Consider the following 15481-nt stretch of genomic DNA (forward strand, 5'->3'; position numbering starts at 1 on the left):
TCGTGGACGCTCACTGGCGTCTTTTAACGTCTTGTGTTTTAGTTGGCGTTTCTACTCGCCAATACGGATTCTAAGATTGCCATTCGAACAAAGACACCATTGGTCATTTGTTGGACAATCCGTGATTTTGGTGCTTCAACCAAGTGATCTGCGATTTCTACATCACGATTGACTGGAGCTGGGTGCATAAGGATTGCTGTTTCTTTCAAACGGTCATAACGTTCTTGAGTCAGGCCATGTTGGGCATGGTAGTCTTCTTTTGAAAACACTGCACCACTATCATGGCGTTCATGTTGCACACGGAGAAACATCATGATATCCACCTGATCAATGATTTCATCAATGGTTACAAACTGTCCATAGTCTGCAAACTCTTGACTTCTCCATTCCTCAGGTCCAGCAAAGTAAAGTTCAGCTCCCAAGCGTTTCAAAATCTGCATATTAGATTTGGCAACGCGTGAGTGGTCCAAGTCACCTGCAATAGCAACCTTGAGTCCCTCAAAGTGACCAAATTCCTCATAAATGGTCATCAAATCCAGCAAGCTCTGGCTAGGGTGTTGTCCCGAACCATCTCCACCATTGATGATGGAAGTCGTAATCGTCGGACTAGCAATCAGCTCTCTGTAGTAGTCGACCTCTGGGTGACGAATCACACAGACATCTACTCCTAAGGCAGACAGAGTCAGGATAGTATCATAAAGTGTCTCACCCTTATTGACCGAACTAGTCTTCACATCAAAGTCAAGTCGTTCCAGCCCCAGTTTAATCTCTGCTACTTCAAAGGACTTATGCGTCCGTGTAGAATCCTCAAAGAAAAGATTGGAAACAATCGGGTGGTTTTCATAAGGAAGCTGAGCTCCGTTTTTAAACTCAATTCCTCGCTTGATCAATTTCATCACTTGATCGACAGTGAGGTCTTCCATGGACACCACATGGTTCAATGCTTGTTGATTTTCTGACATGGCTACTCCTTTAGCTTTCTAAGCTTCTTCAGTAATCAGAACTCTGTCTTGGCCATCAAGTTCTGCCATCTCTACGATGATTTCTTCAGAACGACTGGTTGGGATATTTTTTCCAACGTAATCTGGACGGATTGGCAATTCTCTATGTCCACGATCGACTAAAACTGCTAAACTCACGCGCGCAGGACGACCATGACCTACAATATTATCAATAGCAGCGCGGATAGTACGACCTGTATAAAGCACATCATCCACCAAGATAACTTCACGGCCTGTCACATCAACAGAAATCAAAGAAGTATCTTCTCCACTTTTAACATCATCACGGAAAGGTTTCGTATCCAATTCCACAACAGGAACTGAAAGATTTTCTAGTTGCTCCAAACGTTCTTGGATACGGTGGGCGATAAAGACACCACGAGTTTTAATACCAGCCAAGACGATTTTATTCAAATCTTTATTGCGCTCGATAATCTCATAAGTAATACGCGTAATCGCTCGTTTGACGGTCAATTCGTCTACAACTTCTTTTGTCTTCATGACAAACCTCCAAAAAGAAAAGTCTCCTTAAACAAGGAGACTTGAAATGCATAGCCAAGCGAGCCCTACTACAAACAGCATAGACCTCACCCTTCTACTTTATCGCGCTCCTTGCCTGCCTCACGGGACAGGTTTAAAGGAATATTTAGTTATCAAATACTATAGCACAAAACAGACCTAAAATCAAGCAAAAACTTTTGAGCTCCCATCTTATAAATTGCTAAAATCATATAACTGTGGGTACTGGTCACACTCTGGATTTTTAGGATGACAAATGGCTCTTCCAAAATAAATCATAGCCTGATGGGCTGCTAACCACTGCTCCGGCGGCAAGATATCCATGACCCGCTTTTCCACCTCAAGTGGTGTTGCTGATTTTTTGACGATATCATGGTGTTTGCAAATACGCTCCACATGAGTGTCTACTGCAAAGGCTGGAATTCCAAAGCCCACACTCATGACAACATTGGCAGTCTTGCGACCAACACCTGCTAAACTCTCCAATTCCTCACGTGTTTGAGGAACTTGACCATCAAAATCGTCTAGTAACTGCTGGGCACATTTTTTTAGGAATTTAGCCTTATTCCGATACAGTCCTAGACGAGAAATGTGTGAAGCAATCTCACCCTCTGTCGCAACAGACATGGCTTGTGGCGTTGGAAAGGCAGCAAAGAGACCTGGTGTGGCCTTATTTACCGCTGCATCCGTTGTCTGAGCTGACAACATGACCGCAACCAAAAGTTCAAAATGATTGGTAAAATCAAGACTGGGCTTGGCATCTGGAAAAAGAGCAATGATTTCTTCTAGCACCTTTCGTGCTCGTTTTTTTGACAAGACCATTATTCGTCTCCATCAAATAGTCCTTGTAGGCCAGCAAAAGGACTGTTTTCTTCTTTCTTAACTGCCTGTTGGGCTTGGTATTCTTCCTCTGTCATGATTTGCCAGTCATTTCCTGACACAAAACCTTGACCAGCTTCTTCTTCAGCCGTCAAGACCTTGATAGGAATGTTCAGTAGGATATTGTCTGACACGCTCTCAGCAAGGTCTAGTTCTCCATTTTCGATAGGCAAGACCAAATCATCATCTAAAACTTCCTGATCTAGCTGGTTGGTTGCGCCTTCCATGAAAACTTCTGTGACTGGATAAGATTCAGCCAACTCAACTGGCTCCATACTGCGACTTGAAGCAAGAACAATGGTATAAGATAGTTGATAATCTAAGAAATACATACGGTCTTCGTATTGGACTTTCCCAACCGCAAGGATATCTTTTACATCTAAAATTTCTTGATTACGTGCACGCAGGTCTGCGGCTAGGTCTAATGTTTGTTCAAAATGCAATCCTTCAGACTGCTTACGAATTTCTTGAATATTTAATTTCATACTTCCTCCATAAAGATCTACTCTCTTGATTATACCATGAAAAGCCTACAAATCAGCCCACCAAACTTTATAATTAAAATTCGGTTTTTGACATATTTACTATGATATATTTTTTAGTGATATACTATAGGCAAGAATACATGATATAAAGGAGGATACCCCTAGGGAAAACAAAGAACTCATTACTAATGCTTACCACTCGGATTTTAGAACTTGGATTTTCCAGTTTTCTGTTGACAAAATATCCTGAAAGGTATAGGATAAAGGTACTAATACTCGGAGGTAAGGGAGACATGAACAACTAAGTCTATCAAATAAAGAACCTTTATTTAGTAGATCTTGTTTTTGTCTCTTTTTGTGTGCTCTTTTTATACTAGATTTTCTAGTATCTTGTCCTCATTGAAAATCAAAAAACTAGAAAGCTATGCTCCTCTTGGGTTGGGCAGCTCCAAGCTAGTTTGACGAGCTTTTCAACGAGGATAATAGAGTTTTTTTGACATTGACTTTAGGCTCTACTAGGTAAAGTAGAGCTTTTTGTTATGCACTATCGACATTCTAGAAAGGGCAATCATATGATAAACATCAATCATCTAACCATCACACAAAACAAAGATTTACGAGAACTTGTCTCTGACTTAAACATGACCATCCAAGACGGGGAAAAGGTAGCTATTATTGGAGAAGAAGGAAATGGCAAATCAACCTTACTTAAAATTTTAATGGGGGAAGCTTTGTCTGATTTCACTATCAAGGGAGACATCCAGTCTGACTATCAGTCACTGGCCTACATTCCTCAAAAACTCCCCGAGGACCTGAAAAAGAAAACTCTACATGACTACTTCTTTTTGGATTCTGCTGATTTAGAGTACAGTATTCTTTATCGTTTGGCGGAGGAGTTGCATTTTGATAGTGATCGTTTCGCTAGCGATCAAGAGATTGGGAGCCTTTCGGGCGGCGAATCTTTGAAAATTCAGCTCATCCATGAATTAGCTAAACCCTTTGAAATTCTATTTTTAGATGAACCTTCAAATGACCTAGACTTTGAGACGGTTGATTGGCTAAAAGGTCAGATTCAAAAGATTAGGCAAACTGTTATTTTCATTTCTCATGATGAAGACTTCCTTTCTCAAACGGCAGATACTATCGTCCACTTACGACTGGTCAAGCATCGGAAAGAAGCGGAAACACTAGTAGAGCATTTGGACTATGATCGCTACAGCGAGCAGAGAAAGGCTAATTTTGCCAGACAAAGCCAACAAGCTGCTAACGACCAGAGAGCCTATGACAAAACTATGGAAAAACATCGGCGAGTCAAGCAAAATGTAGAAAATGCACTTCGAGCTACCAAAGACAGTACTGCCGGTCGCCTATTGGCTAAAAAGATGAAAACTGTCCTCTCACAAGAAAAACGCTACGAAAGGGCAGCTAAGTCCATGACCCAAAAACCACTTGAAGAGGAAGAAATCAGACTTTTCTTCTCAGACATCCAACCATTACCGGCATCTAAAGTCTTAATCCAACTGGAAAAAGAAAATTTGTCCATTGGCGAGCGAATTTTGGTGCAAGAACTACAACTAACTGTCCGTGGACAAGAAAGAATCGGTATCATCGGCCCAAATGGTATGGGGAAATCAACTCTGTTAGCCAAGTTACAGCAACTATTAAGTACCAAAAGAGAGATTGCTCTTGGTTTTATGCCACAAGATTACCACAAAAAACTACAATTGGATTTATCACCACTAGCCTATCTCCGCAAAACTGGAGAAAAAGAGGAACTTCAGAAAATCCAATCTCATCTAGCTAGTCTCAATTTCAGTTATCCGGAAATGCAGCATCAAATTTGCTCCTTATCTGGCGGGCAACAGGGTAAACTCCTGCTTTTGGATTTAGTCTTGCGCAAACCAAACTTTCTCCTACTGGATGAACCTACACGAAACTTTTCTCCAACTTCTCAACCCCAAATCAGAAAACTCTTTGCAACCTATCCAGGCGGAATCATCACTGTTTCGCATGACCGTCGTTTCTTAAAAGAGGTCTGTTCAATCATCTATCGCTTAACAGAACACGATTTGGAGGTAGTTAATTTAGAAGATTTATAAATTTGCAACATAGCAGATAGGTGGGACAAAAACACAATTTTAGGAGAAAAAGAAGTAAATCTTCCCACAATAAAACGCATACTATCAAGTTTTTTGCACACCTGATATTATGCGTTTGTCAGATTTTAAAGGCTTTTTCTCAGCCTTCATTTTACATATGTTTTAAACGTTCAATCCGTTCTGAGATAGGTGGGTGGGTGTAAAAGAGTTTTTGGAACCCTCCCCCTTTCTTGGGATCATTTATATAAAGTGCACTACTAGCATCATCTACAGGACGACTCATCGGTTTACTATTATCCAACTTATGGAGAGCAGTAATCATCCCTTGAGGATTGCGCGTCAACTCAACACTGGAAGCATCAGCTAGGAATTCCCTCTGACGAGAAATAGCTAGTTGTACCAAGGTTGCAGCGAGAGGTGCCAGCACAATAGCTAGTAGGGAAACCACTAGCATAATGATCTCTAAGCCATTTCCATCTCGGTCATCGTCACTTCGTCTGCGACCTGCGCCACCCCACCACATCATACGACCTGTCATGCTAGAAAGCATGGTGATAGCACTAGCAAGGGCGACAGCAATAGTCGAAATACGGATATCGTAATTACGAATATGACTGACTTCATGTCCCATAACAGCTTCTAGTTCTTCACGATTCATGATAGCTAGGAGACCTGACGTCACAGCAACCGCCGCATTTTGAGGGTTAGAACCTGTCGCAAAGGCATTTAAGGCTGGATCATCAATGATGAAAACACGGGGCATAGGAATCTGAGCAACCATAGCCATATCTTCCACTACATGGTAGAGGTCTGGTGCCGTTTGTTCATCCACCTCACGCGCTCCATTCATTGACATGACAATCTCTGTCGATTGAAAAATCATGGACAAAGCGTAGATAAAGCCGATAATCAGTGCGATAACCAAACCACCAAGTCCAGACTGCATAAAGAGGTAACCAACCGCATAGCCAACAAGAGCTAAGAGTAGGAAAAATACCAGCAATAAAATCCAGGTTTTTCGTTTATTGCTTGCAATTTGATCAAACAACATCTTAGTCACCTAAACCGCTAAAATCAACTTTAGGTACTACCTTTTCCTCTTCTGGAGTTTGAAGGAAATCTGCTGCTTTAAATCCAAACATTCCAGCGATAATATTGCTTGGGAAAGTTTCTAATTTTACATTGTAGTTGCTGACAACACTGTTGTAGAGTTGACGGGAGTAAGAAATTTTATTTTCTGTGTTTGTCAACTCCTCTTGCAATTTAACAAAGTTGGCACTGGCTTTCAAATCTGGATAGCTTTCTGCAACTGCAAAAATACCTGAAATCTGACGAGTAAGGGCATCACTAGCTTTCATAGCTTCTGCTGGTGAAGTCGCTGCTGCCACTTGGTTACGTAGTTCTGCCACCTTTTCAAGGGTAGAACCTTCATATTTGGCATAACCTTTTACAGTCTCAATCAAGTTTGGCAAGAGATCATTTCGACGTTTCAACTGAACATCAATCTGACTCCAAGCCTCCTTTGTTTGCATACGATTCTTAACCAAACCGTTATAGCTAACAATCACAAAAATAACAACAAGAGCGATAACTCCAAGAATAATCCAAGTCATTATATAAGTCCTTTCTACTTTTAGATTAGTACCAGTATATCAAATTTTTAATGATTGTGGTAAAATAAGATGATACTAAAGAAGGAAATAACTATGAAACCAGAAACATTTTACAACTTGCTTGCCGAGCAAAGTCTTCCACTTTCGGACCAGCAAAAAAAACAATTTGAACGCTATTTTGAGCTCTTGGTCGAGTGGAATGAAAAGATTAATTTAACAGCCATTACAGACAAGGAAGAAGTTTATCTCAAACATTTTTACGATTCGATTGCACCTATTCTTCAAGGTTTGATTCCCAATGAAACTATCAAATTGCTTGATATTGGAGCTGGGGCAGGATTTCCTAGTCTACCAATGAAAATTCTCTATCCTCAGTTAGATGTGACCATCATTGATTCACTCAATAAGCGCATCAACTTCCTCCAACTTTTGGCTCAAGAACTGGATTTGGACGGTGTTCATTTCTACCATGGACGTGCCGAAGATTTTGCCCAAGACAAGAACTTCCGTGCTCAATATGATTTTGTAACAGCTCGTGCGGTTGCCCGCATGCAGGTCTTGTCTGAATTGACTATTCCCTACCTTAAAGTTGGCGGAAAACTATTGGCACTCAAGGCTAGCAATGCGCCTGAGGAATTATTAGAAGCTAAGAATGCCCTCAACCTCCTCTTCAGTAAAGTCGAAGACAATCTCAACTACGCCCTACCAAATGGAGATCCGCGTTATATCACAGTGGTGGAAAAGAAAAAAGAAACACCAAATAAATATCCACGTAAGGCTGGCATGCCCAACAAACGTCCGCTTTAAATTTTTTAGTAAAAAATATTTACAAAGTAAACCTCGCTCTCTTATTTTCGGGCTCGGGAAAAAATGATTTACAAAATCATTTTTTTCTGCTATACTATCCTAAGCAAAGGTTTTTAATGTCATCCCGTGAGGTGACGAAGACACAGAAATACTTGAAACTCTTTAAAGTCTAGATTTTAGAGAAGTCTTACTCTGAGGGCCTATTGCTGTAAAATAATGGGCTCTTTTTTGATGCCCAAAAGTGAGGTTTATATGAAACAAGAATCAACTGTTGATTTGTTACTAGACGTTGACCAACGTCCTTCGGCTGGAAAAGGAATTCTCCTTAGTTTCCAACACGTTTTCGCCATGTTTGGTGCGACCATCTTGGTACCCTTGATTTTGGGAATGCCTGTATCTGTTGCCCTTTTTGCTTCAGGTGTTGGAACACTCATCTACATGATCGCAACTGGTTTTAGAGTTCCAGTTTATCTAGGATCATCATTCGCCTTTATCACAGCTATGTCCCTAGCTATGAAGGAACTAGGAGGGGATGTATCAGCTGCCCAAACAGGGGTTATCCTTACAGGTTTTATCTATGTGCTTGTCGCTGCTGGTGTTCGTTTTGCGGGTACAAAATGGATTGATAAACTCTTGCCACCAATCATCATCGGACCTATGATCATCGTTATCGGTCTTGGACTTGCAGGTTCAGCTGTTACAAACGCTGGTCTTGTAGCGGATGGAAATTGGAAAAATGCACTTGTAGCAGTTGTTACTTTCTTGATTGCTGCCTTTATCAATACAAAAGGAAAAGGCTTCCTACGAATCATTCCATTCCTCTTTGCCATTATCGGTGGTTACCTCTTCGCACTAACCCTTGGCTTGGTTGACTTTACACCAGTTCTTAAAGCCAACTGGTTTGAAATTCCTGGTTTCTACTTGCCATTTAGTACAGGTGGTGCCTTTGAAGAGTACAATCTTTACTTCGGTCCAGAAACTATCGCTATCTTGCCAATCGCTATCGTAACAATTTCTGAACATATCGGAGACCATACTGTTTTGGGTCAAATCTGTGGTCGTCAATTCTTGAAAGAACCAGGTCTTCACCGTACTCTTCTTGGTGACGGTATCGCAACTTCTGTTTCTGCCTTCCTTGGTGGACCAGCCAATACAACTTACGGAGAAAATACAGGGGTTATCGGTATGACTCGTATTGCTTCTGTCTCAGTTATCCGTAACGCTGCCTTCATCGCGATTGCCCTTAGTTTCCTTGGTAAATTTACTGCCTTGATTTCAACCATTCCAAATGCTGTACTTGGTGGTATGTCAATCCTTCTCTATGGGGTTATCGCCAGCAACGGTTTGAAAGTCTTGATCAAAGAACGTGTTGATTTTGGTCAAATGCGTAACCTAATCATCGCAAGTGCTATGTTGGTCCTTGGACTTGGAGGAGCTATCCTTAAACTTGGTCCAGTTACACTTTCAGGTACTGCCCTATCAGCCATGACAGGAATCATCTTGAACTTGATCTTGCCATACGAAAATAAAGACTAATACTCTTCGAAAATCTCTTCAAACCACGTCAACGTCGCCTTGCTGTAGATATGGTTACTGACTTCGTCAGTTCTATCCACAACCTCAAAACAGTGTTTTGAGCAACCTGCGGCTAGTTTCCTAGTTTGTTCTTTGATTTTTATTGAGTATAAGAGTCTAAATACATCAAAAACGAGCATTTCCAACTACGGAAGTGCTCGTTTTTCTTCTTTCCAAAAAAGGAAAGCCCTGCAGCCTTCCCTTGTCTTACTTGCGTTTCTTCTTCGCTTTTTTCATTTTGTTAGCCATGCGTTTCATAGACTGTTTCATGGCAAATTCACCGATTTTACCTTTGAGTCCGCCACCAAACATCTGGCTCATATCTGGCATTCCTGCTCCTCCAAGCGCTGACAAGTCAGGCATACCGCCTTGTCCCATCATTCCTTCAAGGGCAGACATATCCATTCCTCCCATATTTGGCATATTTTTTGGAAGGTTGTTTGGATTGATTCCCATCTGCTTCATCATCTTGTTCATATCTCCAGACATAACACCCTGCATAAGCTGTTTAGCTTGGTTAAAGTCTTTGATGAATTTATTGACTTCGACAAATGTATTTCCAGAACCAGCTGCGATACGACGGCGACGGCTTGGATTTAACAAATCTGGATTTTCACGCTCTTCAGGTGTCATGGAAGACACAATGGCACGTTTGCGCGCAATCTGGCGCTCATCCACCTTCATGTTTTGAAGGGCTGGATTATTGGCCATACCTGGAATCATCTTGAGCAAGTCTTCCATTGGCCCCATATTTTGCACCTGATCCAATTGATCAATGAAATCATTGAAATCAAAGGTATTCTCACGCATTTTCTCAGCCATTTCAAGGGCTTTTTGCTCATCGTATTCTTGAGAAGCTTTCTCAATCAAAGTGAGCATATCCCCCATGCCAAGGATACGGCTAGACATGCGGTCTGGGTGGAAGGTTTCAATGTCCGTAATCTTTTCACCTGTACCAGTGAACTTGATTGGTTTTCCAGTAATGTGACGAACAGATAGAGCAGCACCACCACGAGTATCGCCATCAATCTTGGTAAGGATAACCCCAGTTACTTCTAACTGAGTATTAAACTCACGCGCAACATTGGCCGCTTCTTGACCAATCATGGCATCAACGACGAGCAGAATTTCGTTTGGTTGAGCCAATGCTTTCACGTCACGAAGTTCATTCATCAAAAGCTCATCAATCTGCAAACGACCTGCCGTATCAATCAAGACATAGTCGTTATGATTGGCTTGGGCTTGTTCCAAACCTTGACGAACAATCTCAACAGCTGGAACCTCTGTCCCAAGAGCGAAGACAGGCACATCAATTTGTTGCCCCAAGGTCTTAAGCTGGTCAATGGCAGCTGGACGATAGATATCCGCCGCAATCATCAATGGACGAGCATTTTCTTCTTTCTTGAGTTTGTTGGCCAATTTACCAGCAAAGGTTGTTTTACCAGCCCCCTGCAAACCGACCATCATGATGATGGTTGGAATCTTAGGTGACTTGATAATCTCAGCCGTATCAGAACCTAAAACGGTTGTCAGTTCCTCATCAACGATTTTAATAATTTGTTGTGCAGGATTAAGGGTATCAATGACCTCATGCCCGACTGCACGCTCACGTACTTTCTTGATAAAGTCCTTTACAACAGGCAAGGCAACGTCGGCCTCGAGCAAGGCTAAGCGAATTTCTTTGGTTGCCTCTTGGACATCAGATTCAGAGATTTTTCCTTTTTTACGTAGATTTTTAAAGACGTTCTGCAAACGTTCTGTTAAACTTTCAAATGCCATGTTTCTTCCTCTTATTCTCTATTATCAATGCTTGTTAAAATTTCTATCTGCTCCTGCAGAAAGTCATCCTTGGGATAGCGCTCCAAAATCTGGTCAAAAATCTGACTGCGGACAATGTAGTCCGAGTACATGTGTAATTTCATCTCATAATCTTCCAGAATCTTTTCTGTCCGCTTGATATTGTCATAAACAGCCTGACGACTGACACCAAACTCCTCGGCAATCTCAGCAAGGCTGTAATCATCAGCGTAGTAGAGCTCTATATAATTCATTTGCTTATCTGTCAAAAGCGCCGCATAAAATTCAAAGAGCGCATTCATTCGATTGGTTTTTTCAATTTCCATAACTTTTATTATACCAAAAATTAGCCCAATCTACCACATTAGCAAGCTCATCCGAGAAGATAGCAAGCTAAATTTGAAAAAGACAAGAGACTAGCCCCAAGTAATTTCCAATTGATAGCTGGCAAAGGGGTGTCCCTCTTGATTTTGTAGTTGATAGTCTAAATAAATCTTTTGTCCATCCACTTGATAGCGATTCGTTTGGATAATAAACTCCTGCATGCCCATAGGTGTGGGGATATAGGCTAAACTATCACTATCCTTTAGAAATCTCATAATGGTCTTGGGATTGGAAAATCGGCTCATCACCAGTTCCTGACCATGGAATTTAATCACTACTTTTTCCTTTTCCTCATTGTAGAAAAGCAAATAGCTATAATCTCCCTTCTCATGCACTGCTACATCATAAAGCTGGTCAATCACTTCCAACTGCTCATCAAACTGAATCGTATTTCGCATCCGAATCTTCACATCAGGTCCTCTTTCTTCTCTCTTGTCCTACTATTTTACCAAAAACTCTAGCTTTTTGCTATAATGGTCATATGAACGAAAAAGTATTCCGTGACCCAGTTCACAACTACATCCATGTCAATAATCAAATCATCTATGACTTGGTTAATACAAAAGAATTTCAGCGTTTGCGCCGGATCAAACAACTGGGAACTTCCAGTTATACCTTCCACGGTGGAGAACACAGTCGCTTCTCTCACTGTCTAGGAGTCTATGAAATTGCACGACGCATCACAGAGATTTTTGAAGAAAAATATCCTGAAGAATGGAATCCTGCCGAGTCCCTCTTGACCATGACAGCTGCTCTCCTACATGACCTTGGGCATGGTGCTTACTCCCATACTTTTGAACATCTCTTTGATACAGACCATGAAGCCATTACTCAGGAGATTATTCAAAGTCCTGAGACAGAGATTCACCAAGTCTTACTACAAGTAGCGCCCGATTTCCCAGAAAAAGTAGCCAGTGTCATCGACCATACCTATCCTAACAAGCAGGTCGTGCAACTCATTTCCAGTCAGATTGATGCGGACCGCATGGATTATCTCTTGCGCGACTCCTATTTTACAGGAGCATCCTATGGGGAATTTGACCTGACTCGCATACTCCGAGTCATTCGTCCTGTCGAAAATGGTATCGCCTTTCAGCGCAATGGCATGCATGCCATCGAAGACTATGTCCTCAGTCGTTACCAGATGTATATGCAAGTTTATTTCCACCCCGCAACACGCGCTATGGAAGTTCTCCTACAGAATCTTCTCAAACGTGCCAAGGAACTCTATCCTAAAGACAAGGACTTCTTTGCACGAACATCTCCACATCTCCTGCCTTTCTTTGAAAAAAATGTGACCTTGTCTGACTATCTGGCTCTGGATGATGGTGTGATGAATACCTACTTCCAGCTCTGGATGACCAGTCCTGATAAGATTCTTGCAGACCTGTCGCAACGCTTTGTCAACCGCAAGGTCTTTAAATCCATTACCTTTTCACAAGAGGAACAAGACCAACTCGCCAGCATGAGAAAATTAGTTGAGGATATCGGCTTTGATCCAGACTATTACACTGCTATTCATAAGAACTTTGACCTCCCTTATGATATCTATCGTCCCGAATCTGAAAATCCACGGACACAGATTGAGATTTTACAAAAAAATGGAGAACTGGCCGAACTCTCTAGCCTGTCTCCTATCGTCCAATCCCTTGCTGGCAGTCGACACGGAGATAATCGTTTCTATTTTCCGAAAGAAATGTTGGACCAAAACAGCATCTTCGCAAGTATCACCCAGCAATTTTTACACTTGATTGAGAACGATCATTTTACCCCAAATAAAAACTAGAAGAGGAAATTTATGAGTATTAAACTAATCGCCGTCGATATCGACGGAACCCTAGTCAACAGCCAAAAGGAAATCACTCCTGAAGTCTTTTCTGCCATCCAAGATGCCAAAGAAGCTGGTGTCAAAGTCGTGATTGCAACTGGCCGCCCTATCGCAGGTGTTGCCAAACTTCTGGACGACCTGCAGTTGAGAGATGAAGGTGACTATGTTGTGACCTTCAACGGTGCCCTTGTCCAAAAAACTGCTACTGGCCATAAGATTATCAGCGAATCCTTGACCTATGAGGATTATCTAGATATGGAATTTCTCAGTCGCAAACTCGGTGTCCACATGCACGCCATTACCAAGGATGGTATCTATACTGCTAATCGCAATATCGGAAAATATACGGTTCACGAATCAACCCTCGTCAGCATGCCCATCTTCTACCGCACCCCTGAAGAAATGGCTGGCAAAGAAATTGTCAAATGTATGTTTATCGATGAACCAGAAATTCTCGATGCTGCCATTGAAAAGATTCCAGCCGAATTTTACGAACGCTACTCCATCAACAAATCCGCTCCTTTCTACCTCGAACTCCTTAAAAAGAATGTAGATAAGGGTTCAGCCATCACTCACTTGGCTGAAAAACTAGGATTGACCAAAGATGAAACCATGGCTATCGGTGACGAAGAAAATGACCGTGCCATGCTGGAAGTCGTTGGAAACCCCGTTGTCATGGAAAATGGAAATCCAGAACTCAAAAAAATCGCCAAATACATCACCAAAACAAATGACGAATCCGGCGTTGCCCATGCTATTCGTACATGGGTACTGTAAAAGGGTATGAATAGACGAAAACCGCTCAGCTGAGCGGTTTTTAGTATGAACATGTCATAATAAGAGTAAATTAATAAATTGAATGGCTGTTGCACAGTCACTAAAATCTTGAGAGTACAAAAACAAAATGAACAGCTGTTATATCAAATGGAGACTTTATAACTCTGGTAATTCTACCTTCAAGCTCATATCTGCAGGCTGCAACACTTTCTGAACCGCAGCAAGAAAGGCCAATCCATTATCCGATGGAGAATACTGGAATGTGATATGGATGACTTTTTGGTCAAAGTTATCGCCATATCGCTCCACATACTGCTTGCTTTCGAGGAAGTAAATGTAGTTGTTGAGTTTTTCTTGCAGAATTTCAAGATGGACTGCTTCTATTTCTTCCTGCCAGCCGACTGGATCCACCAGAAGAAGCTCTAAATGACTATCAACTATACCAATTGCATCAAGTTCGCTAGGTTCTAGTTCTGAAACAATGGCTTTATATAACAATTCTTCAAATTCTTTTTCGGAAAAATAGTGTCTCTTTCTATCTGTATCAATAAGAAGAAATTCTGGATTATCTCTTAAAAATTGTATGTTAGCATCTTCTTGACTAATTTTTAATTTCCAAAATCCGAAATTAGCATAATTAATTAATTCTTCACCATCATGTTCTCCCGACATGTAACTATCTGCAGCTTCTTTGGGAATTTCTCTAATCACTTCTGGGCAGGTAATATTAAAAGTTGGATAACGCAAGAAATACTTATCACCATCTTGACAAATTTCCAACATATCTTTTTGACTAGTATAAATCGACTTCATTTTTAATAGCTATTAGCTCCTTGTATTTTTTTAAATATTTTTTTCCATACCACTCTTCTAAAGTTTTTCCCTCCCACTCGCGGTATTCTTCAGGATATTTCCATTTATAGTAGGCTTGTAGCATATAGGGAAACATGAAATAAACTTCAAAAGCAGCAACTAAAATATTAAGAATCAGTATTGAAGCCAAAATACCGAGTCCTCCAATCAAATTATTCCTATTCTCCATCGAACTTGAGAAAAAAATACGAATGACTAGCCAAATTGCTACAACCAAACCACCATACTTGGCAATTATGCTAAACATCTTGCCGAAGAATTTATCACTAAAACTTTTCTTTAGAGTTGTCCCATATAACAAAATTCTTAATGACTCACACTCAGAAAGAATCATTAAAATAATTATTAATAATATCAATCCTACAAAAGTGAACATTCCCCAAAATCCAGCTACTGCATAAATTAAGTTTAGAGAAAAAAGATTGAGTTCAACAACTAGCCAGATAATAAAGGTAACCATAAAATGGAATTGGCCCCTATAAATCAAAATAAACTGCTGGTTGTATCGCTTCCCTAGTATAATCAATAAAAGCCATATTGCAAGTGCTATCCAAAATACCCAGTACGGAAGAAAATTAATGTCGGGTAAAGGGACTGTTAAATCTCTAGGATCAGAATGGTAAAATAAATAATCATTTAAAGCTATAATCAACCAATTGGGACCAATTATAAATAGGAAAGTCAGAATTACCAGCCAAACATATGATTTTTTTGTTCCTCTAAATTGCTCTTTTTTTAAAGCATCTTGGTAATTGTCCCGAGCAAATTTCCCTGAGACGCCATCATCTAATAAATTTAAACTCAACTCAAAACTTGCTTTAAATAGTGACTTTTTTGTCATAAG

The 15481-nt window shown here is 40.8% G+C and carries 16 protein-coding genes; 5 read left to right on the forward strand and 11 right to left on the reverse strand.

Annotated features, from left to right (window positions below; genetic code table 11):
- Window positions 1–38: 38 nt before the first annotated feature.
- From RWP09_RS07565 to RWP09_RS07580, 4 genes are all read right to left on the reverse strand, one after another.
- On the reverse strand, window positions 39–962 hold the full coding sequence (locus tag RWP09_RS07565; protein ID WP_314436044.1) for an aspartate carbamoyltransferase catalytic subunit: 924 nt from the start codon (window positions 960–962) through the stop codon (window positions 39–41).
- 18 nt (window positions 963–980) lie between these two features.
- On the reverse strand, window positions 981–1502 hold the full coding sequence (pyrR, locus tag RWP09_RS07570) for a bifunctional pyr operon transcriptional regulator/uracil phosphoribosyltransferase PyrR (protein WP_033681983.1): 522 nt from the start codon (window positions 1500–1502) through the stop codon (window positions 981–983).
- A gap of 210 nt (window positions 1503–1712) precedes the next feature.
- Window positions 1713–2342 (reverse strand): endonuclease III, encoded by a 630-nt coding sequence (nth, locus tag RWP09_RS07575; protein WP_033681985.1) that lies wholly within the window; start codon window positions 2340–2342, stop codon window positions 1713–1715.
- Complete coding sequence (locus RWP09_RS07580) at window positions 2342–2884, reverse strand: DUF177 domain-containing protein (protein ID WP_000773209.1); 543 nt, start codon at window positions 2882–2884, stop codon at window positions 2342–2344. The genes nth and RWP09_RS07580 overlap by 1 nt, the downstream gene beginning before the upstream one ends.
- A 539-nt stretch (window positions 2885–3423) precedes the next feature.
- On the opposite strand from RWP09_RS07580, the gene RWP09_RS07585 reads away from it, so the two are divergent.
- Window positions 3424–4983 (forward strand): ATP-binding cassette domain-containing protein, encoded by a 1560-nt coding sequence (locus tag RWP09_RS07585; protein WP_314436052.1) that lies wholly within the window; start codon window positions 3424–3426, stop codon window positions 4981–4983.
- A gap of 151 nt (window positions 4984–5134) precedes the next feature.
- On the opposite strand, the gene htpX is transcribed toward RWP09_RS07585, so the two are convergent.
- The gene (gene htpX / locus RWP09_RS07590) at window positions 5135–6034 is read right to left on the reverse strand and encodes a zinc metalloprotease HtpX (protein ID WP_314436055.1); all 900 of its coding nucleotides are present in this window, start codon (window positions 6032–6034) and stop codon (window positions 5135–5137) included.
- 1 nt (window position 6035) lies between these two features.
- Window positions 6036–6596: a LemA family protein gene (locus RWP09_RS07595; RefSeq protein ID WP_314436059.1), complete on the reverse strand. Its 561-nt coding sequence runs from the start codon at window positions 6594–6596 to the stop codon at window positions 6036–6038.
- Between the two features lie 93 nt (window positions 6597–6689).
- Between RWP09_RS07595 and rsmG the strand changes: the two genes are divergently transcribed.
- On the forward strand, window positions 6690–7403 hold the full coding sequence (rsmG, locus tag RWP09_RS07600; protein WP_314436062.1) for a 16S rRNA (guanine(527)-N(7))-methyltransferase RsmG: 714 nt from the start codon (window positions 6690–6692) through the stop codon (window positions 7401–7403).
- 252 nt (window positions 7404–7655) lie between these two features.
- On the forward strand, window positions 7656–8939 hold the full coding sequence (locus tag RWP09_RS07605) for a solute carrier family 23 protein (RefSeq protein WP_314436065.1): 1284 nt from the start codon (window positions 7656–7658) through the stop codon (window positions 8937–8939).
- A 246-nt stretch (window positions 8940–9185) separates the two neighbouring features.
- Here the strand turns inward: RWP09_RS07605 and ffh are convergent, their stop codons facing one another.
- From ffh to RWP09_RS07620, 3 genes are all read right to left on the reverse strand, one after another.
- On the reverse strand, window positions 9186–10757 hold the full coding sequence (ffh, locus tag RWP09_RS07610; RefSeq protein WP_049516599.1) for a signal recognition particle protein: 1572 nt from the start codon (window positions 10755–10757) through the stop codon (window positions 9186–9188).
- 11 nt (window positions 10758–10768) lie between these two features.
- Window positions 10769–11101: a putative DNA-binding protein gene (locus RWP09_RS07615; RefSeq protein ID WP_000402066.1), complete on the reverse strand. Its 333-nt coding sequence runs from the start codon at window positions 11099–11101 to the stop codon at window positions 10769–10771.
- 90 nt (window positions 11102–11191) lie between these two features.
- A complete protein-coding gene (locus RWP09_RS07620) occupies window positions 11192–11569 on the reverse strand; it encodes a DUF1934 domain-containing protein (protein WP_314436073.1) in 378 nt (125 codons plus the stop codon).
- A gap of 71 nt (window positions 11570–11640) precedes the next feature.
- On the opposite strand from RWP09_RS07620, the gene RWP09_RS07625 reads away from it, so the two are divergent.
- Both RWP09_RS07625 and yidA read left to right on the forward strand, forming a co-directional pair.
- Window positions 11641–12945, forward strand: a complete 1305-nt coding sequence (locus tag RWP09_RS07625) for an HD domain-containing protein (protein WP_314436075.1) — start codon at window positions 11641–11643, stop codon at window positions 12943–12945.
- Between the two features lie 12 nt (window positions 12946–12957).
- Window positions 12958–13764 carry a sugar-phosphatase gene (gene yidA / locus RWP09_RS07630; RefSeq protein WP_314436077.1) on the forward strand — a complete coding sequence of 269 codons (807 nt, stop codon included), beginning with the start codon at window positions 12958–12960 and terminating at the stop codon, window positions 13762–13764.
- A 156-nt stretch (window positions 13765–13920) separates the two neighbouring features.
- On the opposite strand, the gene RWP09_RS07635 is transcribed toward yidA, so the two are convergent.
- Window positions 13921–14577, reverse strand: coding sequence for a DUF6572 domain-containing protein (locus RWP09_RS07635; RefSeq protein ID WP_314436079.1), 657 nt, complete (start codon window positions 14575–14577; stop codon window positions 13921–13923).
- Entirely contained in the window at window positions 14558–15478 is a 921-nt protein-coding gene (locus RWP09_RS07640) for a hypothetical protein (RefSeq protein ID WP_314436082.1), read from the reverse strand. The genes RWP09_RS07635 and RWP09_RS07640 overlap by 20 nt, the downstream gene beginning before the upstream one ends.
- Window positions 15479–15481: the final 3 nt, after the last annotated feature.

It is taken from the genome of uncultured Streptococcus sp., assembly GCF_963521255.1.
Taxonomy (GTDB): Bacteria; Bacillota; Bacilli; order Lactobacillales; family Streptococcaceae; genus Streptococcus.